Source organism: Neptunicoccus cionae (assembly GCF_002860325.1).
GTDB lineage: Bacteria > Pseudomonadota > Alphaproteobacteria > Rhodobacterales > Rhodobacteraceae > Amylibacter > Amylibacter lutimaris.
In genome coordinates this window covers 987,327-1,010,353 of record NZ_PKOJ01000001.1, presented here as the reverse complement: position 1 = coordinate 1,010,353, position 23,027 = coordinate 987,327, and the positions used below count along the sequence as shown (strand labels likewise).

Below are 23,027 nucleotides of genomic sequence, written 5' to 3'. Positions count from 1 at the left end.
TCTCAAGCTGCGTCAGGCACCCTTTTCCGCAGGGGACGGTTCGCCCGCTGACCGGCCCATACCGCCCCAAGCACGACAACCGCGCCTGCAAATTGAACAGGCGTGAGCGATTGACCGAGCCAGCCCCACCCGAGCACTACAGCGGTTACCGGACTCATCATACCCAGCATCGAAACAGCGCCCGGCTCCAACCGTGCCACACCGCGAAACCACAAGGCATATGTCGCCGCAGCCCCCACGAGCCCGAGCCACGCCAGACCAGCAAGGTTTGTTGCCGTCAAAGGCGGCAGGGGTGGCTCGACCAACAGGGCCACAGGCAGCAGGATCAAGCCGCCTGCCGTCAATTGCCATGCAGTAAAGCTGAGCGCTGAAACCGGTGGCTGCCATTTACGGCTGAGCACTGTTCCTGCCGCCATTGACGCAGCACCGCCCAGCCCGGCGGCCACACCTATCGGATCAAGGCTGGCATCAGGACCGATCAGCAGCAGCCCAACGCCAGCAACACCCGCCGCCGCAGCCGCTACAGCGCCGCTTTGAACCGGTGTTCCCAGCCATCCCCGCGCCATCAGGATCACCATCATGGCCTGTAACGCCCCGAGTGTGGCTGCCACCCCACCCGGCAAGCGATAGGCCGCAACAAACAGAAGCACCCAGAAGAGTGAAAAATTCAGGCTCCCGAGCAGAAAGCTCCGCCCGAGCCAGTCGCGCGATGGCAGACAACGGGTCAAGACCAGCAGCAGCAGCCCTGCGGGCAGGGCGCGCAGCACCGCCAGTGTGACGGGATACCCTGCAGGCATGGCCTCGGTCGTGACAAGATAGGTGCTGCCCCAGATCGCAGGGGCAAGGGCGGTCAGTAAAATATCTGCAGTTCGTGACATGGGAAACTTCCTCTTTAAAAAAGGGAACCGGCCAGTGACAAAAGCCGGATCGGGCGTCTGCCATCTGGCCGGTGGAAAGGCAGGGGCGCCCGTTCGGAACCGTCAGGCTGCGGCCTGATCAACCGCGCCCGCTGCCAGTCTTGCGGCAATTTCAGCCACATGGGCGCCTTGAAAACGGGCTCCGGCAAGATCGGTCTCTGTCGGGCTGCGCGACCCGTCTGCCCCTGCAATCGTGCCTGCGCCGTAAGGGGCACCGCCAACGATTTCTGTGGCTGTCGTCTGGCCTTCAAAACTGTAGGGCATACCCGCAATCAGCATACCGAAGTGCTGGAGCGGAATTTGCGAGGACAGGAGTGTGGCCTCATGCCCGCCGTGCTGTGAACCGGTGGAGGTAAAGACACCGGCCACCTTCCCAACAAGCGCATTGCGCGCCCACAGCCCCCCCGCCTGATCCAGAAAGGATTTCATTTGTCCGGCCATCATTCCGAATAACGTCGGTGTACCAAACAGGATGGCGTCATAGTTTTCCAGATCTGCGGGGCTGGCCAGCGGGGTGTCGTCTGCCACAAAACCGGCCTTCTTGCGCACGGCTTCGGGGACGGTTTCAGGCACGCGGCGCAGGTCAACGCGAGTGCCCGCGACGCTGCGGGCACCTTCGGCCTCTGCCTCGGCCAATGCGCGGACGTGGCCATAGCTGGAATAGTAAAGAACAAGAACTCGGGTCATGGTATCCTCATGGGGCAAAAGTTTCATTGCCTTGAAAATGGCCAAAGGACCGTGCGGGATTAACCGCCTCCCTGTCACTTCATAGTTTACGCCCGTTGAAGAATGTCACGGTGTAAGGGCCTTACGCAGGATATCCAGAAAGGCTGTGACCCGCGCATCCATACCCAACCGCGACGTGGTGATCGCGAAAATTTCCGGTGCGGGCAGTTCCCAATCCGGCAGCACCCGAACAAGCGCGCCGCTGCTTTCTGCATCGCGGGACACAAAATCGGGCAAGGTGCCGATCCCGTACCCCGAGGCCAGTAAATCCCGCAACACAAGGCTGTTTCCCACCCGCACCGCCGGAGACACCTCGATCCGCTGGTTAGCACTGCCATTCCGTAAGTCCCAGTTTGTCAGATGATCCGCTAAAAGGAACCCGACCACCCTGTGAGCGGCAATATCAGCAGGGCTTTGCGGAACGCCGGCTTTTTCCAGATAGGACGGCGCCGCAAAAATCCGTTGCCGCGTGGTCCCGATCTTGCGGGCGACAAGTGCCGAATCCGGCATGGCAGAGCGGATCCGGATCGACACATCAAAACCGCCTTCCACCATATCCACCACCCTGTCATCGAGAGACAGGGTCAGTTCCAGATCGGGGTAAGCCGCCAGAAACTCCGGCAGGAAAGGCGCGATTACCGTCTGCCCGAACGAACTGGAAGCATTCACTCGCAGATGCCCCTGCACCGCACCTGCTCCTTCGCGAATACGGTTTTCTACACCGCTGACAGCGTTCAGGATGCCTGAGGCTTCGTCGTAATACAGCCGCCCCGCGTCCGTCAGCGCCATGGACCTCGTGGTGCGTGTTAACAAAGTGCAGCCAAGGCTTTCTTCCAGAAGTTTGACTTCACGGCTTAACAGCGCAGGGGACACCCCAAGATCCTCTGCCGCACGGGCAAAACTGCCCCGCTCCACAATGCGGCGGAAGGCTTGCATGACCGATAGTTTGTCCAACGTTCAGTACCCTGTCTTGTTCGCGGCCAGTCTATACCAGAATCCGCAGGCAGGTAATGGTCGATCAGGGGGTGACAGGGCGGCGGTGTTCACGGGCGGCCAGACCGCAGACCACGATAATCGCGGCCCCGATCAATTCGCGTAAGGTGGGCATTTCTGCAAAGAGGAAATATCCGATGGCCAGCGCAAAAAACAGCCGGATGTAGGGAAAGGTTGCAAGGGCCGAAACCTCGCCATAGCGATAGGCTTCAACCGTGAACAACATCCCGAGCGTGCCAAGCAGACCTGCCGTTACAAGGATCGCAAGATCGGGAAGGGTAACACCGGTCCAGCCTGTCACGGCACCGGGCAAGGTTCCTGCCGTAGCAACAAGGCCGATCCAGAACATGATTGTTGCGGTGTGCTCGGTGCGGGCCAGAACCCTGTTTTGAAAGATCAGTACCGCCGCCGCCAGCGCAGAGCCAAGCCCCAGAAGCACGCCGGTTTCCAGCACCAACCCGCTTACCCCGCTGGCAAGGATTACGCCGAAGAAACCGAACCCCGTGGTCAGTTTGCGCAACATGTTTATCTTTTCGCCCAACAGCAGCGGCGCCAGACCAACGACAAATAAAGAGGTCGTAAACGTTAGGGTCGAAGCCAGCGCAAGGTCAAGCTTTTGGAAGCTCGCATAGTAGAGCCACCAGCAAACAAGGCTTGTCAGCCCCCGCAGGACCAGCTTGCCCCAGCGCGACGAACCATAAAGCGCGGGGCTTTTCCAGCCGATCCAGAGCGCCACAATCACAAGCTGGCACAGCGAGCGGAAAAAGATGATCTGCGCGAAAGGAACCTCTGGCGAAAGGAACCGAAGAACAGTGACATCAGCCGTGTACAATCCGGCCGCCGCCACAAGCAGGGTCGCGCCGTATCTGTTGTTTACCTCTGCCGGACCGGTCACTTGCGTCGGTACGCGGCAAAGTCCGCAGGGGACAGTTTTGCAATCTCTCGCAGGATTTGCACCCAGGACGCCAGCCCGTCAGGGATCGACGAAAGGCGGAAGAATTCATTCGGCGCGTGAAAGTTTTCATCCGACAATGCAAAAGAGAACATCACCGTATCAAGCCCCAGAATACGCGAGACAATCTCGGTCAGCGGCAGGGATGCCCCAATGCGTACCTTCAGCGGCGTCTCGCCCGAGGTATGTTTCAACGCGGCAACGGCTGCTGCCAGCAAGGGATGGTCCGCGGGCACCGCATAAGCCCCGCCCTGCCCGCGTTCTCCGATGATTTCCAGTGTCGCTTCGGGCGGCAGGCGGTGGCGCAAATGGTTGATCACCGCCTCTTTTGCCTTCTGGGGATCCTGTCCGGGCACCAGCCGCATGGTCAGCTTGGCAAAAGCTTCGTTCGGGATCACCGTTTTGGACCCCGCCCCGATGTAACCGCCCCACATGCCGTTCACATCCAGTGTCGGCCGCATCCACAACCGTTCCAGACTGTTATAGCCCGCCTCACCGCTGGGCCGCGCACCGATCGCTCCGAATGTCGCCTTTTCATCAAAAGGAATCGCAGCGATTTCCGCGCGCTCTGCCTCTGTCGGCTCTGCCACCCCGTCATAGAACCCCTCCGCCGCGATATGCCCGTTTTCGTCATGCAGGCTTGCGATCAACGACGACAGTACATGTAGCGGGTTGGCAACAATCCCGCCATAACGGCCCGAATGCAGGTCTTGCGCGGCGGTTTGCACCCGCACCTCGAACCCTGTGTTCCCGCGCGACCCGACATTCAGCGCCACCAGATCAGGCCGCCACCGGGCCCCGTCCGCTGAGAGCACCGCATCCGCGGCCAGCAATTCACAGTGGGTTTCCAGAATGCCGGGCAGTGAAGGCGAACCTGTTTCCTCTTCCCCTTCGATCAGCAATTTGACGTTCACCGGCAGCTTGCCTTCGACTTTGATGAAGGCCGCAAGGGATTCGAGCGCGATCAGCATCGGCGCCTTGTCATCGGAAATCCCGCGCCCGAACAGGCGGCCGTCCCGCTCTACCGCTTCAAAAGGCGGCGTGTCCCATTTTTCCAGCGGATCCGCAGGCTGCACATCATAATGGGCATAGACCAGTATCACCGGCTTTCCGGGCGCGTCCATACGTTCGCCGTAAAGCGCCGGCTCTCCGCTGCCGTCCGGCGGCGTCAGCCTTTGCATGTTCTCGAAACCCATATCCGACAGCTGGGATTCGATCAGCTTGCGGGCGTCTTCCATACCCTGTGCCATCGCCGGATCAGCCCCGACCGAAGGACAGGCAACAAGCGTTTTCAGGGTTTCGATCAAGCGTGGCTCTTGCTCCAGAGCACGGGAAACAACTGGGTCTGTCATAGGTCTTCTCTTCAGGTTACGCCGCCATCAACGCTCAGGATCTGGCCTGTGATCCATCCCGCCTCTGATCCGGTCAGAAAGGCGGCGGCGGCGGCAATATCTTCGGGAGTGCCAAGTTTGCGGGTGTGAATCCGGTTAACCAGTTGTGCCTGTCCCTCTGGCCCGAAAGCTTCCCACTGGCGTTGTGTGGCAGGATTGGACAGGATGAAACCGGGTGCGATGGAATTCACCGTGATCCCGTGCTGGCCGAGTTCAAGGCTAAGCTGTTTAGTCAGCCCGACCAGAGCATGTTTGGCGGCAGTATAGGCGTGAATGCCTGTCAGGCTCGGGCGCAATCCGGCACCTGAACTGATCGTGACGATCCGTCCCCAGCCCGCGGTTTTCATGGCCGGAACAAGGGCTTGTGAAAGGTAAAGCGTGGCATCAACGTTGACTGCGAAAATCCGGTGCCAGTTTTCAGGCTGCACCTCTTCCAGCGGCGTGCCCACCTGATTGCACACGCCCCCTGCCGCATTCACCAGAATGTCCGGCGCGCCATGTTCGGCGGTGATCTGCTGCACCATCTGCTGCACGGATGCGGTGTCGGTCAGATCGGCAGCAACAGCAGGCAGACCCAGTTGCTCTGCCGCTCGGGTTAACCCCTCACCGGCCAGATCGGTCACAACAACCTTGGCACCTTCAGCGGCCAGACGGGCGGCAATCGCCGCGCCGATACCACCGACGACCCCGGTAACAAGTGCAATACGTCCGCTCATGCCAGCACCTTGGTCAGTTCGTGGAAGGTTTCTTGCGACATCTCGCGCCGTCCGTCTTCAATATCGTGGATCAGTTCCACCAGACGCCGCAGTAAAGGTGTGTCAATTCCGTGCTTCGCGGCGATTTCAGCCACCGCGCCCACTTGCGGGTCCACTTCTGTCTTGCGTTTGCGCACCGCCAGATCACGGTAAATCCCCGTATGGGTCTTGGCGGTTTTGGAGTTGAAATCCGCAAGATCCGACAGGCTTTTGAGCGCGGCAGCATCACCGGCACCCGGCATGAAAGCTGCCGGTTCGAACCCGTTAAAGGGTTTGGGATCGACCCCTTCAGCCACGGCTGTTTGCATGACTTCCCGTGCCAGCCCCATCAGTGCCGGTCCCCGCGCGGGATCTGCGAAATTTTCGGTCATACTGTCAGGCGTCAGAGCGGTTGCAAACAACATGGCCCCGTAGCCGAGCTTGCCCCAGAGATAGGCCCAGATGTCATCGCTCAGCACGGCATCCGGTTCGAAAATCTGCAAGAGCTCGAACATCTCTTGCGTGCGCGGACGGATGCTGTTGTCGATCTCCCCGACCACCACTGCCCCGCGGTTGCCAAACAGGATGCGCCCTGCCCCGATCCAGTCCGCACCGTAGTTTACAAAAGCACCCATCGTGCGCTCCGGCCCGACGTGCCGCGCGATTGTGTGTTCGTTCAACCCGTTCTGCGCAGACAGGACGTAACCGTCCGCCGTCAGATGCGGTTTCAACTGCTCCAGCGCAGCTTCGCTTGCCTGTGCTTTAACAGCCAGAACAATGCGGCTGTAGGTGCCTTGCAATTGCTCCGGCGTTACACATGGCACAACTTGCGTAAAGGTCTCGACCGGCCCTTCGATTGACAGACCCGTAGTGGCGCAGGCCGTCACATGTTCAGGCACGATATCGACCATAAGCACCGGCACACCCGCCCGCGCCCAATAGGCCCCCAGAATGCCACCGATTGCCCCGGCGCCCCAGATCAGAACCGGTTCAGTCATTTTTGCCAAGCTCCGGCCATGGCCCTTCCAGCGCAGCGCGCGTTTCAGCAACGCCAACATCCCAGATCGCCTGCATCTCATCATCAGGGCGCTGCCAGCGTCCCCCAAAGGAACCATCGCCCAGCATCTCGCGGACTTGCGCAGGTGGTGCAGCTTTCATCAGCGCCATATCCACACCCTGCTTTTCCCCTTCCGGTGCCGCCGCATGGGCGAGTCGGGTCCACGGGAAGTTTTCCATCCAGTTGGCATGAGAGCCTGACGGATCGGTTTCCTGTATTTTCGCCCATGTCTGGGGCGCATTCCACCAGTTGTGGAACTTGATCGAAATATCGCCGTATTCCGAAAGCAATTCCTGCGCCAGCGCACCGACCGGATTGTTACCACCGTGCCCGTTCACAATCAGGATCTGGCGAAAACCGGAGCGGCGCAAAGAAGCCACAATATCGCGCACAACCGCCATCAGGGTTTCCACCCGAAGGCAGATCGTTCCCGGATAGGCATTAAAGTAAGGAGCCAAGCCGTAGGGCATCACCGGAAACACCGGAATTTCCAGAGGCGCCGCCGCGTCTGTGGCGACCTTCTCTGCGAGAATCATATCCACGCAAAGGGAAAGCTGTGCGTGTTGCTCCGTCGATCCGATCGGCAGGATACAGCGCGGATCTCTGGCGGCGGCCGCCTCGACATCGCGCCAGTTCATATCGGCAACATTCATTGCGTCTCTCCTTTGGTATTTCTGGTGGAGCCCTTTGCTCCGGCTTGGGGCAGATCATCCGCCCAGTCCTCTGCCCCGACAACGACTTTGGACATCAATTCGAACAGGATCTGGCGCTCCCCTTTGGACAGGGGAGTCAGCATTCTTTCTTCATAGGATTCGAACACGGGCACGGTTTCGTTGAACAGCTTCCAGCCTTTTTCAGACAGGCGCAGTGCCTGCCTGCGACCGCCACCCGGTGCCTTGCTGCGTTCCTCCAGCAGCCCCATAAGCTCCAGCCGCTTGACCGCGCGGCTCAGGGTATTTTTGGGAAAACCGGACGTGCGCGATATATCCCGCGCGCTACCACCATTGGCCAAGGCCAGTGAATAGATCACGACGTACTCATGCCGCTTCAACCCGTATGTGTCCTGAATCCATGAATAAAGCGGCGTGTTATACAGCAGCGCGAGATAGTTGATCCGGAAGGTAAACGGGCACGGGTTCTCCCACAACTTTGCCTCAAGCATGTCCGGCAGATCATCCAAATCCTGTGCGGATTCAGAAGTGCCAATCTTTTGTTCAGAAGCGCCGCTTGCAGCTGACATAATACAATCAATCCCTCAATGCACATAACTAAGTTCCAAATTGAACTTGACTACGATGATAACTCACCACATTGTGGGATTACAAGTTCCAAATGGAACACCGTTTCAAATAATTCTTCGGATGGGGCACGACGCAGCCATCCTCCAACGGGAAGGGAAAATGATGAAGTATACAAAGTTCCTTGCACCACTTGCCGTCACGATTGGGCTGACTGCGGCTGCCGCCGCATCAGCGCAAACACTGACAATGGGTGTGCGCGGCGGACCGGAATCAATGGATCCGCATTTCTCCGCACTTGGATCGCACGCGGAAGCGGCCAAGCATATTTTTGACACGCTAGTCTGGTCGGGCACCGACCTGCAAATCGAACCGGGTCTGGCTACAAGCTGGAAACCCGTGGACGAGGACACATGGGAGTTCAAACTGCGCGAAGGCGTGAAGTTCCATGACGGTTCGGACTTTGATGCAGAAGACGTTAAATTCTCGATCGAACGTATTCCTGTTGTCACCGGCCCGACAACGACCGCCATCTATGTGCGCCGTGTTGCCGGTGTCGACATCATCGACCCTCACACAATCCACATTCACACAGACGGTCAGGCAGCGACCCTGCCAAACGATTTCATCCGCCTGTTCATTGTCTCTTCCGAGGCTGCGGCGGATTATTCCACCCCCGAAACCGCAGCAGAAGGCTTCAATTCCGGTGCGGCAACGATCGGAACCGGCCCTTACAAATACGTAAGCTGGGAGCCAAAGGGCGATCTTGTACTAGAACGCAACGACGACTACTGGCGTGGCAAAGGCGCATGGGAAAAAGTGATCCGCAAGGAAATCCCTAACGACAGTTCCCGTCTGGCTGCACTGAAAGCCGGTCAGGTTGATGTGATCAACTATGTATCTTCCGTGGATTATCTCGCGCTTGAGCGTGATTCGAGCGTCGATGCGATCAAGGGTGACAGTGTTTATGTGATGAACCTGCAACTGGACCAGCGTGAGAAGACGCCTCTGGTACGGGCCAAAGACGGTTCGGAACTGGCAGAAAACCCGCTGCGCGATCTGAAAGTCCGTCAGGCCATCGACTATGCAATTGACCGTGAGACCATGGTTGAAATCGTGCTGGAAGGTCTTGGGAAACCGGCCAACCAAATGATGCCTCCAGGGTTCTTCGGCTCCAGCGAAGACATCCCGATGCCGGAATACAATCCTGCCAAAGCAAAAGAACTGCTGGCTGAAGCAGGCTATGCGGACGGGTTCGAGGTTGATCTCTACTGCACAAGCGACCGCCTTCCAGGCGACGGCGCAATCTGTCAGGGCCTTGGCCAGATGCTGACCCAAGTGGGCATCGACACCAACGTCAACGCAGTTTCCAAGACCGTGTATTTCCCTGCCCAGTCCCGTCTGGAATACTCCATGTTCATGAACGGTTGGGGCACACTGACAGGCGAGGCATCCTACACATTGGGCGGTCTGGCACACTCCAACAATCCTGAGGTAAAGCTGGGAGCGTTCAACCGCATCGCCTACAAGAATGACGATGTGGATCGTCTTCTGCAAACCGGCGCAACCATGATGGACGAGGACGAACGCCGCGCAACCTACGAAGAAGCAATGGAAAAGGTTATGGCCGACAAAGCCTATATCTCTCTGGTGCAACTTCAGACCGTCTGGGGCGCCAAAGCGGGTTCGGTGGAATTCACCCCACGCTTTGACGAAGACACACTGGCGTTCTTTATCAAACCTGCGAATTAATCGTCTCGTTTAACACAGGGCCGGGCAGCAGAGATGCCGCCCGGCCTTTGCTTGGCCCAAAGGGAGCACCCATGCTCGGCTTCATCATCCAACGTTTTTTGCAGGCCGTCGTTGTCATGGCTGTTATGTCGGTCATCGTATTCTGCGGTGTGTATGCCATCGGCAACCCTATCGACATTGTCATTCCGCCAGAGGCCACACAGGAAATCCGCGAAGCTGCGATCCGGCGGCTTGGCCTCGACCTTCCTTTGTACAAACAATACTTCATCTTCATGGGCAATCTGCTGCAAGGCGATCTGGGCCGGTCGTTTGTCTATAACGTACCCGTTCTTGAACTGATCGGCGGCCGCCTGCCCGCAACGCTGGAACTGGTCCTGATCTCTGTCATTTCGGCCACGGTTCTGGGCGTCAGCCTTGGCGTTTATGCAGGCTATCGTCCCGAAAGCTGGATTTCCAAAACCATCATGGGGGTTTCGGTGCTCGGGTTTTCGGTGCCCTCTTTCTGGGTTGGCCTGATCCTGATCCTGTTCTTTGCCGTTCACCTTGGATGGCTGCCCGCTGGTGGACGCGGTGAAACCGTAGAAATCTGGGGCGTGGCGTGGTCTTTCCCGACGCTTGACGGGTTGTCCCATATCGTGCTGCCAGCGGTAAATCTGGCGCTGTTCAAGCTGGCCATGATGATCCGACTGGCCCGTGCCGGAACCCGCGAGATCATGCTGACCGACACCATCAAATTCGCCCGCGCTGCGGGTATTTCCGAAGGCACAATCCTGCGCCGCCACCTGTTGAAACTGATCTCGATCCCGATCCTGACGGTCTTTGGTCTCGAACTCGGCTCGACACTGGCCTTTGCGGTTGTGACGGAAACGATCTTTTCATGGCCCGGTGTGGGCAAGCTGATCATCGACAGTATCGGCGTTCTGGACCGCCCTGTCATGGTGGCCTACCTGATCCTTGTGGCGTTCCTCTTTGTTACCATCAACTTTGTGATTGATCTGGTCTTTGCCCTGATTGATCCGCGCGTGCGTCAAGGGGCGACATCATGAAGAACAATAGCACCCCCTTAAGCCGCTTCTGGGCAGAGTTCCGCGAGAATAAAGTCGCAGTCGTCGCACTGGTTGTTGTGATCCTGATGATGCTGCTGGCACTGTTTGCCGCCTTTGTGTCGCCGCAGAACCCCTATGACATGGCCAACCTGTCCCTGATGGACAGCCGCCGCCCCCCCGGTTTTGTCGGCTCTGGCGGTTATACCCACCTGCTGGGCACTGATCCGCAAGGACGTGACCTGTTGTCGGCAATTTTCTATGGCCTGCGTATTTCGATCCAGATCGGCCTTGCTGCTGGTATTGTATCGCTCAGTCTCGGGACGACGCTTGGCATCCTTGCTGCTTATATCGGCGGGCGGGTTGAAACGCTGATCATGCGGGCTGTCGATCTGCAACTGTCGTTTCCGGCTATCCTGCTGGCACTGGTGATCGTTGCGCTGCTCGGTCAGGGCAAGGCACAGCTGATCGGGGCGCTGGTCGCTGCGCAATACGCTTACTTCGCCCGCACCGCCTATGGCGCGGCCAAGGCGGAGCGCGGCAAGGACTACATCGAAGCAGCCCTTGCAACACCGATGAGCGGCCGTCTGGTGGTGTTGCGCCACCTGCTGCCCAACTGCACCCCGCCGCTGATCGTTGTGGCCACCGTGCAGATTGCCAATTCCATCTCGCTGGAGGCAACACTCAGCTTTCTGGGGCTGGGGCTGCCCGTTACGGAACCCTCGCTCGGGATGCTGATCTCCAACGGCTTCCCCTACATGATGAGCGGCCGTTACTGGATTTCCTTCTACCCCGGCGTTGCCCTGATCATCCTGATTGTCGCGATCAACCTTGTTGGCGACCAGATCCGCGACCAATTCAACCCGAGGCTTCGCAAATGAGTGATCCCGTACTTAGCGTTAAAGACCTGAAAACCCATTTCTTCACCCGTGCCGGTGTGGTGAAAGCAGTGGACGGGATTTCCTTCGATCTGGCCGAAGGCGAGATCATGGGACTGGTCGGAGAAAGCGGATCGGGCAAGACCGTTACCGGATTTTCCCTGCTGGGGCTGGTAGATGCACCGGGGCGGATCGTGAGCGGTTCGGTCAAACTGAAAGGCACCGAACTGACGACCCTCTCCGCTGCCGAATTGCGCAGCCTGCGCGGGCATGACATCTCAATGATCTTTCAGGATCCGATAGCCACGCTGAACCCGATGTTAACCATTGGACAGCAGATGCGCATGGCGATTGATGCCCACGAACGGCTTGGTGCACGGGCAGCCGAGGCGCGTGCAGCAGAGTTGCTGACACAGGTGGGCATCCCGTCGGCAAAGGAACGGCTTCGGGCCTATCCCCATGAGTTTTCCGGCGGGATGCGCCAGCGTGTTGCCATTGCCATTGCGCTATTGCACCGCCCTGCCGTGATTGTTGCGGACGAGCCGACAACCGCGCTTGATGTCTCGATACAGGCACAAATCCTGTTCCAGATGCGCGATCTGGCCCGTGAAACAGGAACGGCGATGGTGTGGATCAGCCACGATCTGGCAGTGGTCTCCAGTCTCGCCAGCAAACTGGCAGTAATGTACGCGGGCCGTATCGTGGAACAGGGGCCGACGGCGACCCTGCTGCGCGATCCCCGCCACCCCTATACGGCAGGGCTGATCGCCTCCCTGCCGGCAATGGCAGCCCCGGGCACTCCGTTGACGCAGATACCCGGCACGACACCGTCTCTGCTCTCCCTGCCCGAGGGCTGCCCCTTTGCACCCCGTTGTGACCGCGCTACGGACACGTGCAAGACAGATCCGGACATGACCCACCAAGACAATCGCGGCTGGCGCTGTTTCCACCCAGTTACCCGTACAGCAGAGGTTCCCGCATGAGCAGTTTTCTCAGCATCGACAATGTCTCCCGCTTGTTCGGTCCGAACCTGACAACCGGCGAAAAGATCGCCGCGAAGCTTGGCAGCAAGGTGGAAACCCGCTCTGTGCGGGCGGTCTCAGATGTGTCCCTGTCTATCCGCAAAGGCGAGACTTTGGGGCTGGTTGGTGAATCCGGCTGCGGGAAATCCACGCTTGGCCGTTTGATTGCAGGTATCCTCCCCCCGACGACCGGCAGCGTCACAATTGACGGCAAGCCGGTGATGGAAAACGGCACCAAGGTAACAACCCGCGTGCAAACCGTCTTTCAAGATCCGTTTGCCAGCCTTGATCCCCGTATGAAGGTGGGCGACACCGTGGCCGAAGGCCCGATCGCCCACGGGCTGACCACCAAGGGCGCGGCCCGCGAGTATGTCGCCGGATGGTTTGAACGGGTCGGGCTTGATCCGGTCTGGGCAGACCGTTATCCGCACCAGTTTTCCGGTGGCCAGCGACAGCGCATTGCCATCGCCCGCGCACTGGCCATGCAACCCGATGTACTGATCTGTGATGAACCCGTCGCATCGCTGGATGTGTCAATTCAGGCGCAGATAATAAACCTGTTTCTGGAACTGACCCACGATCTGGAACTGACTTGTGTCTTCATCAGCCACGATCTGTCCGTAGTACAACACGTCAGCGACCGCGTGGCGGTCATGTATCTGGGGCGGATCGTAGAATTGGGGCCTGTCGCCGAGGTCTTCGGAACCCCGGCCCACCCCTATACGTCCGCGCTGTTCGGAAGTGTGCCGAAACTGGTACTTGATGCGGACGAACTGGTACATTTCGAGACGATCGAGGGCGAAGTCCCTTCCCCCCTGTCGCCACCGTCGGGCTGTTATTATCATCCGCGCTGCCCGCTGGCGAGCGAGCAGTGCAGCGCGCAGCAACCCGCCACGCAACCCGTAGCAGAGCTGCGCGCCGTTGCCTGCCATCACTTTGAAAAGCAGCTTGCGAAAGCCACTGCCTGAACAGAAAGCCCCCGCGATGCCACAAGCCTTTTCGACTGCCGATCTGTTTGATGCACACCCCGATCTTCTGCAAACCTGCGACGTTCAGTTTCGGTCGTTCGGAAAGCACATGTGTTTTTCCGGTGACTGCGTCACCGTCGCGGTGTTCGAAGACCATCGCCCCGTATTGGAAATCCTTGAAACCAAGGGCGAGGGCCGCGTTCTGGTTGTTGACGGTAAAGGCTCTCTGCGGGTCGGTGTGTTGGGCGACAGGCTTGCGGATATAGCTGCAAACAACGGCTGGGCCGGCATCGTGATCAACGGCGCAGTAAGAGACAGCAGTGGCATAGATGCGCTGGAAATCGGGGTGAAAGCCCTTGGCACCACGGCGCGGCGCGGACCCGCGCCAAATCCCTCCAGCAGCGGTATCCCTGTCGTGATCGGGGGCGCTACTGTCATATCCGGGAACTGGATTTACGCAGACCGCGACTGTGTTATCGTCGCGCCCCACGCATTGAACATTGCCTAAAGCGCAAGATCCGCCATCAGAGCATCCTTGCTGTAATCAGCCTTACCAGCGCTGCGTTTAACGCGCCCCTGTTCCATCACGACAAAAGTATCGGCAATGCGATAGGCAAAATCCGCGTTTTGTTCCACCAGAACAATCGCCATTTCCCCCTGCCCCCGCAGGGTTTCCAGCGCGTCCCCGATTTGCTGGATCACATTGGGCTGGATGCCTTCTGTCGGCTCGTCCAGCAGCAGCACCTTTGGCTTGGTGATCAGCGCGCGGGCAATAGCAAGCTGCTGTTGCTGTCCACCTGACAGATCCCCCCCACGGCGCTTTTGCATGTCCTTGAGTACGGGAAACAGATCAAAGATGAAGTCGGGAATACTATGATCCGCCTTAGGCAGGCAGGCAAATCCGGTCTCAAGGTTTTCCAGCACTGTCATCATGGGAAACACTTCGCGGCCTTGGGGTACATAGGCGATACCCGCATGGGCTGCCTGAAATGCGGAACTGAGCGTTACCGCTTCTCCGGCGACGGCCACAGATCCGCCGCCCAGCGGATGGCGGCCTGAAACAGCTTTCAACAGGCTGGTTTTCCCGACCCCGTTGTTGCCCATCACCGCCGTAATCTGCCCGACTTCGGCCCGCAGACAGACATCAAAGAGGATCTGGCTCTGACCGTATTTCAGCGTAACATCTTGCACATCAAGCATGGGACCGTCCCAAATAAACATCAATTACCGTCTGGTCGGAAGTCACATGATCCAAGCTTCCCTCGGCCAGTACAGAGCCTTCGTGAAGTACCGTCACCTTACAGTTCAAACGGCGCACAAATTCCATATCGTGTTCCACCACCACAACAGCGCGGGTCTTGGCAGCCTCTCGCAGAATATCGGTGGTTTTTTCCCGTTCCTCCGGCGTCATGCCCGCAGCGGGTTCATCCACCAGCATCAAGCGGGGCTCCTGCGCCAGCAGCATCCCGATTTCCAGCCATTGTTTTTGCCCGTGGCTCAGCTCTCCGGCGCTGCGGGTCAGACTATCGGCCAGTCCGATTTGCTCTGCCACCGCCTCGATCCTTGCCCCGTTTGCCTTGGTCTTCTTGTGCATCAACACCGAAAACGGCCCGCGGGGTGTCTTCAGCGCCATCGCAAGATTCTGCCGCACGGTCTGGGCCTCGAACACGGTGGGTTTCTGAAACTTGCGCCCGATCCCCTCCCGCGCGATCTGGCTTTCGGACATGCCAAGCAGCGAAATGTTCCGCTCTCCCCAGATCACCGTGCCTTCATCCGGTTTGGTCTTGCCGGTAACAATATCCATAAAGGTGGTCTTGCCCGCCCCGTTCGGCCCGATGATCGCGCGTAATTCCGTCGGGGCGAAGTTGATCGACAGGTTATTAATGGCACGAAACCCGTCAAAGGTAACGCTGACGCCATTCACTTCCAGCAGCATGCTCATGAGGGTTTCCTCACCAGATAGTCAAACAGCCCGCCAATACCCTTGGGGAAGTACAAGGTCACGGCGACGAACGACATGCCCAGCAGCACCAGCCACCAGTCGGTCCATTGTATCGTGTAGAAACCCAGATTGACGTTCGGCGCGCCACCCCCTGTGAACCAGCTGGATAGAAGAGAGACGAACACCGCGCCGATCACCGCACCATACAGCCGCCCCCGCCCGCCAATCGCGACCCAGACTGCCAGATAGATCGACGCGATTGGTGCGACTTCTCCCGGGTTGATAATACCGGCCTGCGGGTAATAAAGCGCGCCGGCAATGCCAGCGGCGACAGCAGTGGTGGTGAAGATGAACAGTTTGTAGCTTTCCACGTGATAGCCCAGAAACCGGACGCGGGCCTCGTTGTCGCGGATGCCCTGCACGATGCTGCCCATCTTTCCCGACACAATCCACGCAAAGCCGATATAGGCCGCGCCCAGCGCAAAGGCAGATGCGATAAAGAAAGCAATCGACACCTTGGCCTGCGAAGTTTCCTCGAACCCCGGAATGTTTTGCAGACCGGACAGGCCGTTGTTACCGCGCAGACCGCTGTCGTTCTGAAACAGGTACAATGCCAGCGCGAGGGTCATCGCCTGCGTCAGGATCGACAGGTAAACCCCCGTCACGCGGCTGCGGAAAGCCAGCCAGCCGAACACCAGCGCCAGCAATCCCGGCACAAGAACTACCATCAGCAGCTGCACAAAAAGGTTGTCCGCGAAGGCCCAGATCAGCGGAAATTCGGAACTGCCAACCACGCCGAATATCTGGTTGCCAATCGCATCGGAAATCTCGGCAGGTGTGGGCGGAAGTGGCTGGCTCGCAAGGCTTGTCATCACAATGCCTTCAGTGCGCGCATACATAAGCCACATGCCGATGGCATAGCCGCCGATGCCGAAAAAGGCGAAATGCCCGAGCGAGAGAATTCCGCAGTAGCCCCAGACCACATCCATGGCGATGGCAACCAGCGAAAGACACAGGGTCTTGCCCAACGTTTTTACGAAAGACGTAGAGATCAGCCCCACGCCGGTCACTTCGGACAAAAGTGTAACCACGATGGTAAAGACCGCAAGCAGAGCGATGAAGATCAGAACTGATGGATTTTGGGACAAAAAGGTTTTGCGCATGGTTTAATCCGCCGCAGCACGACCCTTGAGGGCAACAATGCCCTTGGGACGGAATTGAATGAAAAGGATGATGAACAGGATCATATAGGTTTGCGCGGCCAGCGTGTTTGACGGGTTCAGCCACTCGATCCCTTTTTGTAGGAACCCGATCAGCGATGCCCCCGCCAGCGTACCCCAGACATTGCCAACGCCGCCTACAACCACTGTCATAAAGCTTTGGACGATGTAATCCGCGCCCATCTCCGAGGTAACTTTGGCATACAGCCCGATCGCTACCCCTGCGATGCCTGCAATGCCGGAACCCAACCCGAAGGTCATCATATTGATCCGGTCGGGATTGATCCCCATGGATGCCGCCATTCCGGGGTTCTGGGTCACAGCCCGCACTTCCAGCCCCAGCCGTGTGCGTTTCAGCACGAACAGGATCACCATCAGGAACAGAAGCGCCAACACAAAGATCGCGATACGGATATAGCTGATTGCAATCACGTCATTAAACACCAGCGCCCCGTCAAGCCACTCGGGCGAGGTCAGCGGCCGTGCCTGTGTGCCAAAGATGTTCTTAGCCAGTTGCTGTAAAGCAATGGAAATCCCGAAAGTCGCCAGAAGGGTCTCTAGCGGGCGGTGGTACAGATGCCGGATCACCAGCCGCTCCATCGCTACCCCTGCGGCAAAGGTTATGGCGAAAGCCAGCGGCAGCGCGATGATGATCGACACAGTATAATCGGGCACGAACTGCTGCACGACATAGCCCGTATAAGCCCCCATCATAATGAACTCGCCATGGGCCATATTGATAACCCCCATCACACCGAAAGTAATGGCAAGGCCAATCGCTGCGAGAAAGTAGATCGAGGCGAGCGAGAGCGCATCAAGACCGAGATCCACTGTCTGACTGAGCGCCACACTGGTTTCGATCCCGTTCAGGGCCGCGCGCGCAGCGTCTGTTACAGAAGGATCGGATTCAACATATTCCAGATAGAACTTATGGGCGGCGACGGCCTCCGTCCGGGCGGCCTCACTGACACGGGGCGGAACCAGCCCGTCTTCTGCAAGCCGGTCATAGGCTCTTGCCCGCGTAACATCACTGCCAAGCTCGGATACCGGAACGCCACCAACGCTCCCGCCGTCCATATGGGCCAGCAGAGCATCGCGGATTGCAACCTTGCTGACAGGCGCAGGCGCAAGGTTCTCTGCCACCAGACGGCTATAGGCGTCTTCCGGCGAAATATCCTCTCCGATGGTCAGAACCTTTGCTAGGTTCCCCTCTTCCGGCAAGGTTTCGGACACGGCGGAATTTGTGGCCAGAATGGTGTTGAGCACCGCACGGGTATCTACTGAAAGATCTCCTGACAGTTCCTCGATCGCAGCGATCCGGTCCTGCGGTGTTTCGCCGAATGTTGCCACCAGCATACCGGCGAGACGTTGTTTCACCCTTTTAAGGTTTGCGTCCGTTTCGCCTGCGACAGAGGCTTGCAGCGGGCCAAGCTGGCTTGCATCCATGCTGCGGGCGATCGCATCAACGGCGGCCTGCCGTTTGATAATATCGGGATCGGAAAGCTGGAACTGTACCAGAGCATCCCCGATGGCGCGACGCACCCCGCCATTGGGACGAACCTTTTGCAGGTCTTGGTCTCCTGCAGCGATCATCTCGCCACTGTCGAGATCCAGTAATTGCACTTCACCGGCGGTTTCCGTGCTGCGAAAGAACAGCCCGTCGCTCTCCCGCTGAACAATCTCACGGTCGCGCCAAGCCTCCAGAAAGGGCAGCGCCTGAGGCAATCCGCTTGCAACCAGATCATCCAGAACCACGCTGACACTGCTGCGGGACGGTTTTGCCACCTCGGCTGCATGGGTTTGCAAAATATCCTGCAGCGATTGGGCAAAGAGGGATGAGGACAGCAGCAGCCAGAAGGACACAGCCAGTGAGAACAGACGGAACATGGAAAGGGAGCCGATCTTTTGGGTCACAAGTCATCAGGGGCGCAGGACAGTCCTGCGCCCCCGGACACGATGCTTAGTAGTTGGATGTCAGCTGAACACAGGTCTTGGTTTCTGTGTTGTACATGCCGCAGCCAAGCTCTTTCCAGTCAGAGGTCAGAACCGCAGATTCTGGCAGGAAGTCGGTCCAGGCATCGCCCGGCACTTCTTCGGTCTGGCTTACAATGTCAAACTGACCCTCGGCAGTGATCTCGCCAATCAGAACAGGTTTGGCCAGATGGTGGTTTGGCAACATTACAGCCGTGCCGCCTGTCAGGTTCGGGAATTCCTGTCCGTACATCGCTTCGCGCACGGCATCTACATCCGTCGTGCCGGCCTGTTTGACAGCGTTCACCCACATGTTGAAGCCGATATAGTGGGCCTCCATCGGATCATTGGTCACACGGTCTTCGCCCATCTTGGCCTTCCACGCAGCAACCCATTTTTCATTCGCTTCTGATTCCGCAGACTGGAAGTAGTTCCAAGCTGCCAGATGCCCCACCAGATCAGACGTATCCAGACCGGAGAGTTCTTCTTCCCCGACCGAGAAAGCAACAACCGGCAGATCGTCCGCAGACACGCCCGCTGCGGCCAGTTCCTTGTAGAAACCGATGTTTGCGTCGCCGTTAATGGTTGAGATCACGCCAACCTGTTTGCCGTCTGCACCCAGTGCAACCACATCAGCCACAATCGTGGCCCAGTCGGAATGACCGAAAGGCGTGTAGTTCACAAAGATGTCTTCTTCTGCGATGCCTTTGGACTTCAGGTAGGATTCAAGGATGTTGTTCGTTGTGCGCGGGTAAACATAATCTGTCCCAAGCAGCGCAAATTTTTCAACGCCGAGTTCTTCGAGGAAATAATCGGTAGCCGGAATTGCCTGCTGGTTCGGCGCTGCACCAGTGTAGAAGACGTTTTTGGAACTTTCTTCACCTTCGTATTGAACCGGATAGAACATCAGACCGTTCAGCTCTTCCAGAACCGGAAGTGCGGATTTGCGGCTGACCGAAGTCCAGCTGCCGAAAATCACATCGACTTCATTTACGGTCAGCAACTCGCGCGCTTTTTCCGCAAACAGCGGCCAGTCGGAAGCAGGATCGACCACGACAGTTTCAATCTGGCAATCCAGCAAACCGCCCGCTGCATTCTGGGTTTCAACCAGCAATTCCATTGTGTCTTTGAGAGTCGTTTCGGAAATCGCCATTGTACCGGACAAGGAGTGCAGGACACCGACTTTGATCGGATCAGCACATTCAGCAGCGGCCAGTGTCGTAGAACCGAGCAAGGCAGCAAGAACCACCCCGGAAGTTTTGTAAGTCATCAAAATAAATTCCCCGTTTTCGCCGCGGGTCGCTGCAAAGGTGCTCGCGCCCCTTTCCAACGGTGGACCAACTTAATAGGCTGGACCCGCAACAGTTGTGTTGTGGTCGTGTGGCGGGAAAAATCTGCCAGGATAGCCCGTCACGCGACGCCCGAGACATTCGGGCAACAACAGCACATGCTGCGGCGCAGAAAATGGCTAGAAATTAATCCAACCCGAAACCCGAGCAGACCCTTTTGCCCAATTATTTCGCAAGAGACCGGTCCGCTGCTTAATAACCCGACAGTTTAAGAGTCATTTCTGCATCCAAAGCCAGCGCAACCAGACCGTCCTACGCCGCGTGAAGCCGGAAAACTTGGCCTCTATTTTTGTGGAATCATCCATTTTCATGGACTGAAAGCCCCATCAAGCGCAGGTAAAACACCACTATGATCCACATTTTGACGGCATTCGGCACATCAACAGAAACTGGTAGCGCAACCTGATCGAGAGCGACCATGCCTCGATGAGCCCCTACGGGGATACTGCATGATGTGACCCGGTTGCAGCACCCAGCGCGGACGCGGTTCCAGTGGCAGTTGCGCCGAATCCGTAGAAGACCAAGCAGTCCTCCCCTTCCACGGCCTCGGGTGACTCCAATAATTTACTTGATGTATAGCAAGCATGTTCCTACCTATTCCGGCACATGCTTAATGAGGACGGTCCAGAATGGTTTACCAAGCGAAGTCTCGGCTCGAGGTCAAAAACCTGTTGAATTTCCCATATGGCGACCATGTTCCGCCCATCGGGGACGGTTCCACCGTCGAGGTGTCGGAGAACCTGCTTTGGGCGCGGATGCCGGTTGGTGGTGGATTGGGGTCGGTCAACATCTGGCTTTTCCGCCATGAAGGGACTTGGAGCATTATTGATACGGGCATCGATTCCCCTGAAACCGTCGCCGCTTGGGATGAGATTTTCGCCACCACCATTAAACCGCAAAATGTGGGCCGTTTGGTTCTGACACACGGGCACCCTGATCACGGTGGTTTGGCCGGGTGGATTAGCGGGCGGTGTGGTGCGCCTGTTTTGATCACTTTGGAGGAAGAGAGAGAACTTGTCGAACTGGCCAAGGGCATGTCGCCGGAGCGCGATGCGCGACAGGTGGCCTTCTTTCGCGCGGCTGGCGGCAGTGATGTTTTAGTCGAGGCAAATATGCAGCTACAACGTTCCTATAGCGGGCTTGTCCGCACGCCACCAGCGGAGTTTGAGCGTATTGCGGCAGGTGACATACTGACGTTGGGGGGGGACGCATGGCAGGTCGTCATAGGCTCCGGCCATTCGCCGGAACACGCCTGCCTCTATAATGAAAAACGAAAACTGTTCATTGCCGGCGATCAGGTCCTACCGAAGATCACACCTAACGTTTCGGTCCGCGCGCGCAATCCCGAAGCTGACCCGATGACGCATTGGCTGAGCAGTCTGGCACGGATTAAATCAGAGATACCGGATGACGTGTTGGTGCTGCCATCCCATGGCGATCCCTATCGCGGCTTGCACGCGCGCATTGACACGCTGATCAAAGGTCACGAGCAAGACCTGAAGAATGCGCTCGCGGAGATTCAGGAGCCCAAACGGGTCATTGACCTTTTTCAAGTTCTGTTCAACTGCAAGGTAACGGAAAGCATTTATGGCCTTGCCGCCGGCGAGGCTTTGGCCAACCTGCATTGTCTACGCACGCGCGGTGAGGCCGTGCGCGAGATTGATGCCGATGGCGTCGCGTGGTGGCGGGCGACTTGAAATCGCCCGATCACCTTACGTGTTCCAATAGGGTCTATTTCGTCAGGACATGCGCATAGCAGACCGCGCCGACCCCCACCATATGGGCCAGTCCGGTCTTGGCGTTCCTATGCTGTCGCTCGCCTGCCTCGCCGCGAAGCTGACGGGTGATCTCGCCCACCTGCCCGATCCCGGTCGGGCCGACAGGATGGCCCATCGCAAGAAGTCCCCCTGACGGGCTGACGGCACAGCGACCGCCAATATCCCAAGCACCTTCTTTCAGCATCGGCACATAGTGGCCCGGCTTGCATATTCCGATAGCCTCGGCGTAAAGCAATTCTTCAACCGAAAAGGCATCATGTACTTCCAGAATATCCAGATCCTTCGCGTTGATCTGGGCCTGGGCTATGGCAAGGCGCATGATATCGGCTGTAAGGGCTGTGTCGGGGTTCAGGTTGTTACCCGCCCGTTCGCTGCCAGCGGCGGAGGATGCGATCCGCACAGCGCGGCCCATATCCAGCCCCAAACGCTTGATACCTTCTTCCGAAGCAAGAATAACCGCTGCACCGCCCTCACCGATAGGTGTGCATTGCAATGCAGTGATGGAGCCCGAGATCGGTCGGCTCATCACCTCTTCGATGGTGCGGACTTTCTGACGTTGGGCATTGATATTCTTTGCACCGTTCGCGTGATTTTTCACCGCAACAAGCGCCATATCCTCGGGGGTTACGCCGTGTTTGTGCGCGTATTCATCCGTTAGCAGGGCGAAGTGGGTAAATGGAAGGATACTGTCTTCCGCCAGATTCGGCACTCCGGTGCTCGCGCGGTAGACCTCCGGTTGTTCCCGTTTGTCGACGCCAACTGCCAGCACAACATCGCTGATGCCCGAAGCGATTTCCATACACGCATGGCGAACGGCAGCCGACCCCGAGGCGGAAGCGTTTTCGATATGAACGATCGGGCGTCCGCTATCACCGAGATGGCGCAGCATCGGGCGGCCAACTGCCATGCCCAAAAGGGCATGCGCCACATAGGAAGACTCGACGTCCTCCCACGTCACGCCTGCATCCGACAATGCTTCGCGAACCGCGGTCAGACCGAGCTGGACGTAACTGGTTTCACTGCTGCGCTGATACGGATGAAAGCCGATACCGACGACGTAAACAGGGCGGAGATCTCCGATAAGTTTGGCCATGTT

22 protein-coding genes are annotated in these 23,027 nt (G+C 58.0%); 7 read left to right on the top strand and 15 right to left on the bottom strand.

The window, feature by feature from the left end:
* Window positions 1-2: 2 nt before the first annotated feature.
* The 9 genes from C0U40_RS04895 to C0U40_RS04855 form a co-directional block, all read right to left on the bottom strand.
* Window positions 3-878, bottom strand: a complete 876-nt coding sequence (locus C0U40_RS04895; RefSeq protein WP_101654577.1) for an EamA family transporter — start codon at window positions 876-878, stop codon at window positions 3-5.
* Window positions 879-980: 102 nt separating this feature from the next.
* Complete coding sequence (gene wrbA / locus C0U40_RS04890) at window positions 981-1,604, bottom strand: NAD(P)H:quinone oxidoreductase (RefSeq protein WP_101654833.1); 624 nt, start codon at window positions 1,602-1,604, stop codon at window positions 981-983.
* Between the two features lie 105 nt (window positions 1,605-1,709).
* Window positions 1,710-2,597 carry a LysR family transcriptional regulator gene (locus C0U40_RS04885; RefSeq protein WP_101654576.1) on the bottom strand — a complete coding sequence of 296 codons (888 nt, stop codon included), beginning with the start codon at window positions 2,595-2,597 and terminating at the stop codon, window positions 1,710-1,712.
* Window positions 2,598-2,661: 64 nt separating this feature from the next.
* Window positions 2,662-3,531: a DMT family transporter gene (locus tag C0U40_RS04880; RefSeq protein ID WP_101654575.1), complete on the bottom strand. Its 870-nt coding sequence runs from the start codon at window positions 3,529-3,531 to the stop codon at window positions 2,662-2,664.
* A complete protein-coding gene (locus C0U40_RS04875) occupies window positions 3,528-4,940 on the bottom strand; it encodes a M20/M25/M40 family metallo-hydrolase (protein ID WP_101654574.1) in 1,413 nt (470 codons plus the stop codon). Before C0U40_RS04875 ends, C0U40_RS04880 begins: the two co-directional genes overlap by 4 nt.
* Window positions 4,941-4,951: 11 nt before the next feature.
* The gene (locus C0U40_RS04870) at window positions 4,952-5,695 is read right to left on the bottom strand and encodes an SDR family NAD(P)-dependent oxidoreductase (RefSeq protein ID WP_101654573.1); all 744 of its coding nucleotides are present in this window, start codon (window positions 5,693-5,695) and stop codon (window positions 4,952-4,954) included.
* The gene (locus C0U40_RS04865) at window positions 5,692-6,711 is read right to left on the bottom strand and encodes a ketopantoate reductase family protein (protein WP_101654572.1); all 1,020 of its coding nucleotides are present in this window, start codon (window positions 6,709-6,711) and stop codon (window positions 5,692-5,694) included. The genes C0U40_RS04870 and C0U40_RS04865 overlap by 4 nt, the downstream gene beginning before the upstream one ends.
* Window positions 6,704-7,423: a creatininase family protein gene (locus tag C0U40_RS04860; RefSeq protein ID WP_101654571.1), complete on the bottom strand. Its 720-nt coding sequence runs from the start codon at window positions 7,421-7,423 to the stop codon at window positions 6,704-6,706. The genes C0U40_RS04865 and C0U40_RS04860 overlap by 8 nt, the downstream gene beginning before the upstream one ends.
* Window positions 7,420-8,010 (bottom strand): MarR family winged helix-turn-helix transcriptional regulator, encoded by a 591-nt coding sequence (locus C0U40_RS04855; RefSeq protein WP_101654570.1) that lies wholly within the window; start codon window positions 8,008-8,010, stop codon window positions 7,420-7,422. Before C0U40_RS04855 ends, C0U40_RS04860 begins: the two co-directional genes overlap by 4 nt.
* A gap of 160 nt (window positions 8,011-8,170) precedes the next feature.
* On the opposite strand from C0U40_RS04855, the gene C0U40_RS04850 reads away from it, so the two are divergent.
* From C0U40_RS04850 to rraA, 6 genes are all read left to right on the top strand, one after another.
* Window positions 8,171-9,760, top strand: a complete 1,590-nt coding sequence (locus C0U40_RS04850; protein ID WP_286134782.1) for an ABC transporter substrate-binding protein — start codon at window positions 8,171-8,173, stop codon at window positions 9,758-9,760.
* A 71-nt stretch (window positions 9,761-9,831) separates the two neighbouring features.
* Window positions 9,832-10,806 (top strand): ABC transporter permease, encoded by a 975-nt coding sequence (locus C0U40_RS04845; protein ID WP_101654569.1) that lies wholly within the window; start codon window positions 9,832-9,834, stop codon window positions 10,804-10,806.
* A complete protein-coding gene (locus C0U40_RS04840; RefSeq protein WP_101654568.1) occupies window positions 10,803-11,684 on the top strand; it encodes an ABC transporter permease in 882 nt (293 codons plus the stop codon). Before C0U40_RS04845 ends, C0U40_RS04840 begins: the two co-directional genes overlap by 4 nt.
* Window positions 11,681-12,664: an ABC transporter ATP-binding protein gene (locus C0U40_RS04835; RefSeq protein WP_101654567.1), complete on the top strand. Its 984-nt coding sequence runs from the start codon at window positions 11,681-11,683 to the stop codon at window positions 12,662-12,664. Before C0U40_RS04840 ends, C0U40_RS04835 begins: the two co-directional genes overlap by 4 nt.
* A complete protein-coding gene (locus C0U40_RS04830; RefSeq protein WP_101654566.1) occupies window positions 12,661-13,671 on the top strand; it encodes an ABC transporter ATP-binding protein in 1,011 nt (336 codons plus the stop codon). The genes C0U40_RS04835 and C0U40_RS04830 overlap by 4 nt, the downstream gene beginning before the upstream one ends.
* Before the next feature lie 16 nt (window positions 13,672-13,687).
* The gene (gene rraA, locus C0U40_RS04825; protein WP_101654565.1) at window positions 13,688-14,179 is read left to right on the top strand and encodes a ribonuclease E activity regulator RraA; all 492 of its coding nucleotides are present in this window, start codon (window positions 13,688-13,690) and stop codon (window positions 14,177-14,179) included.
* On the opposite strand, the gene urtE is transcribed toward rraA, so the two are convergent.
* From urtE to urtA, 5 genes are all read right to left on the bottom strand, one after another.
* Entirely contained in the window at window positions 14,176-14,871 is a 696-nt protein-coding gene (gene urtE, locus C0U40_RS04820) for an urea ABC transporter ATP-binding subunit UrtE (RefSeq protein ID WP_101654831.1), read from the bottom strand. The two genes, rraA and urtE, sit on opposite strands and share 4 nt — an antisense overlap.
* Window positions 14,864-15,613 carry an urea ABC transporter ATP-binding protein UrtD gene (gene urtD, locus C0U40_RS04815; RefSeq protein WP_101654564.1) on the bottom strand — a complete coding sequence of 250 codons (750 nt, stop codon included), beginning with the start codon at window positions 15,611-15,613 and terminating at the stop codon, window positions 14,864-14,866. Before urtD ends, urtE begins: the two co-directional genes overlap by 8 nt.
* Entirely contained in the window at window positions 15,610-16,776 is a 1,167-nt protein-coding gene (gene urtC / locus C0U40_RS04810) for an urea ABC transporter permease subunit UrtC (RefSeq protein WP_101654563.1), read from the bottom strand. Before urtC ends, urtD begins: the two co-directional genes overlap by 4 nt.
* A 3-nt stretch (window positions 16,777-16,779) precedes the next feature.
* Window positions 16,780-18,720 (bottom strand): urea ABC transporter permease subunit UrtB, encoded by a 1,941-nt coding sequence (gene urtB / locus C0U40_RS04805; protein ID WP_101654830.1) that lies wholly within the window; start codon window positions 18,718-18,720, stop codon window positions 16,780-16,782.
* Between the two features lie 73 nt (window positions 18,721-18,793).
* Entirely contained in the window at window positions 18,794-20,074 is a 1,281-nt protein-coding gene (urtA, locus tag C0U40_RS04800; protein ID WP_101654829.1) for an urea ABC transporter substrate-binding protein, read from the bottom strand.
* A 708-nt stretch (window positions 20,075-20,782) separates the two neighbouring features.
* Between urtA and C0U40_RS04795 the strand changes: the two genes are divergently transcribed.
* Complete coding sequence (locus tag C0U40_RS04795) at window positions 20,783-21,850, top strand: MBL fold metallo-hydrolase (RefSeq protein WP_101654562.1); 1,068 nt, start codon at window positions 20,783-20,785, stop codon at window positions 21,848-21,850.
* A gap of 34 nt (window positions 21,851-21,884) precedes the next feature.
* On the opposite strand, the gene C0U40_RS04790 is transcribed toward C0U40_RS04795, so the two are convergent.
* Window positions 21,885-23,024, bottom strand: coding sequence for a thiolase family protein (locus C0U40_RS04790; RefSeq protein ID WP_101654561.1), 1,140 nt, complete (start codon window positions 23,022-23,024; stop codon window positions 21,885-21,887).
* Between the last annotated feature and the right edge of the window lie 3 nt (window positions 23,025-23,027).

Coding starts and splice junctions, on each gene's coding strand:
- C0U40_RS04895 (WP_101654577.1), bottom strand. CDS start 878: ATGTCACGAACTGCAGATATTTTACTGACCGCCCTTGCCCCTGCGATC.
- wrbA (WP_101654833.1), bottom strand. CDS start 1,604: ATGACCCGAGTTCTTGTTCTTTACTATTCCAGCTATGGCCACGTCCGC.
- C0U40_RS04875 (WP_101654574.1), bottom strand. CDS start 4,940: ATGACAGACCCAGTTGTTTCCCGTGCTCTGGAGCAAGAGCCACGCTTG.
- C0U40_RS04870 (WP_101654573.1), bottom strand. CDS start 5,695: ATGAGCGGACGTATTGCACTTGTTACCGGGGTCGTCGGTGGTATCGGC.
- C0U40_RS04865 (WP_101654572.1), bottom strand. CDS start 6,711: ATGACTGAACCGGTTCTGATCTGGGGCGCCGGGGCAATCGGTGGCATT.
- C0U40_RS04860 (WP_101654571.1), bottom strand. CDS start 7,423: ATGAATGTTGCCGATATGAACTGGCGCGATGTCGAGGCGGCCGCCGCC.
- C0U40_RS04855 (WP_101654570.1), bottom strand. CDS start 8,010: ATGTCAGCTGCAAGCGGCGCTTCTGAACAAAAGATTGGCACTTCTGAA.
- C0U40_RS04850 (WP_286134782.1), top strand. CDS start 8,171: ATGATGAAGTATACAAAGTTCCTTGCACCACTTGCCGTCACGATTGGG.
- C0U40_RS04845 (WP_101654569.1), top strand. CDS start 9,832: ATGCTCGGCTTCATCATCCAACGTTTTTTGCAGGCCGTCGTTGTCATG.
- C0U40_RS04840 (WP_101654568.1), top strand. CDS start 10,803: ATGAAGAACAATAGCACCCCCTTAAGCCGCTTCTGGGCAGAGTTCCGC.
- C0U40_RS04835 (WP_101654567.1), top strand. CDS start 11,681: ATGAGTGATCCCGTACTTAGCGTTAAAGACCTGAAAACCCATTTCTTC.
- C0U40_RS04830 (WP_101654566.1), top strand. CDS start 12,661: ATGAGCAGTTTTCTCAGCATCGACAATGTCTCCCGCTTGTTCGGTCCG.
- rraA (WP_101654565.1), top strand. CDS start 13,688: ATGCCACAAGCCTTTTCGACTGCCGATCTGTTTGATGCACACCCCGAT.
- urtE (WP_101654831.1), bottom strand. CDS start 14,871: ATGCTTGATGTGCAAGATGTTACGCTGAAATACGGTCAGAGCCAGATC.
- urtD (WP_101654564.1), bottom strand. CDS start 15,613: ATGAGCATGCTGCTGGAAGTGAATGGCGTCAGCGTTACCTTTGACGGG.
- urtC (WP_101654563.1), bottom strand. CDS start 16,776: ATGCGCAAAACCTTTTTGTCCCAAAATCCATCAGTTCTGATCTTCATC.
- urtB (WP_101654830.1), bottom strand. CDS start 18,720: ATGTTCCGTCTGTTCTCACTGGCTGTGTCCTTCTGGCTGCTGCTGTCC.
- urtA (WP_101654829.1), bottom strand. CDS start 20,074: ATGACTTACAAAACTTCCGGGGTGGTTCTTGCTGCCTTGCTCGGTTCT.
- C0U40_RS04795 (WP_101654562.1), top strand. CDS start 20,783: ATGGTTTACCAAGCGAAGTCTCGGCTCGAGGTCAAAAACCTGTTGAAT.
- C0U40_RS04790 (WP_101654561.1), bottom strand. CDS start 23,024: ATGGCCAAACTTATCGGAGATCTCCGCCCTGTTTACGTCGTCGGTATC.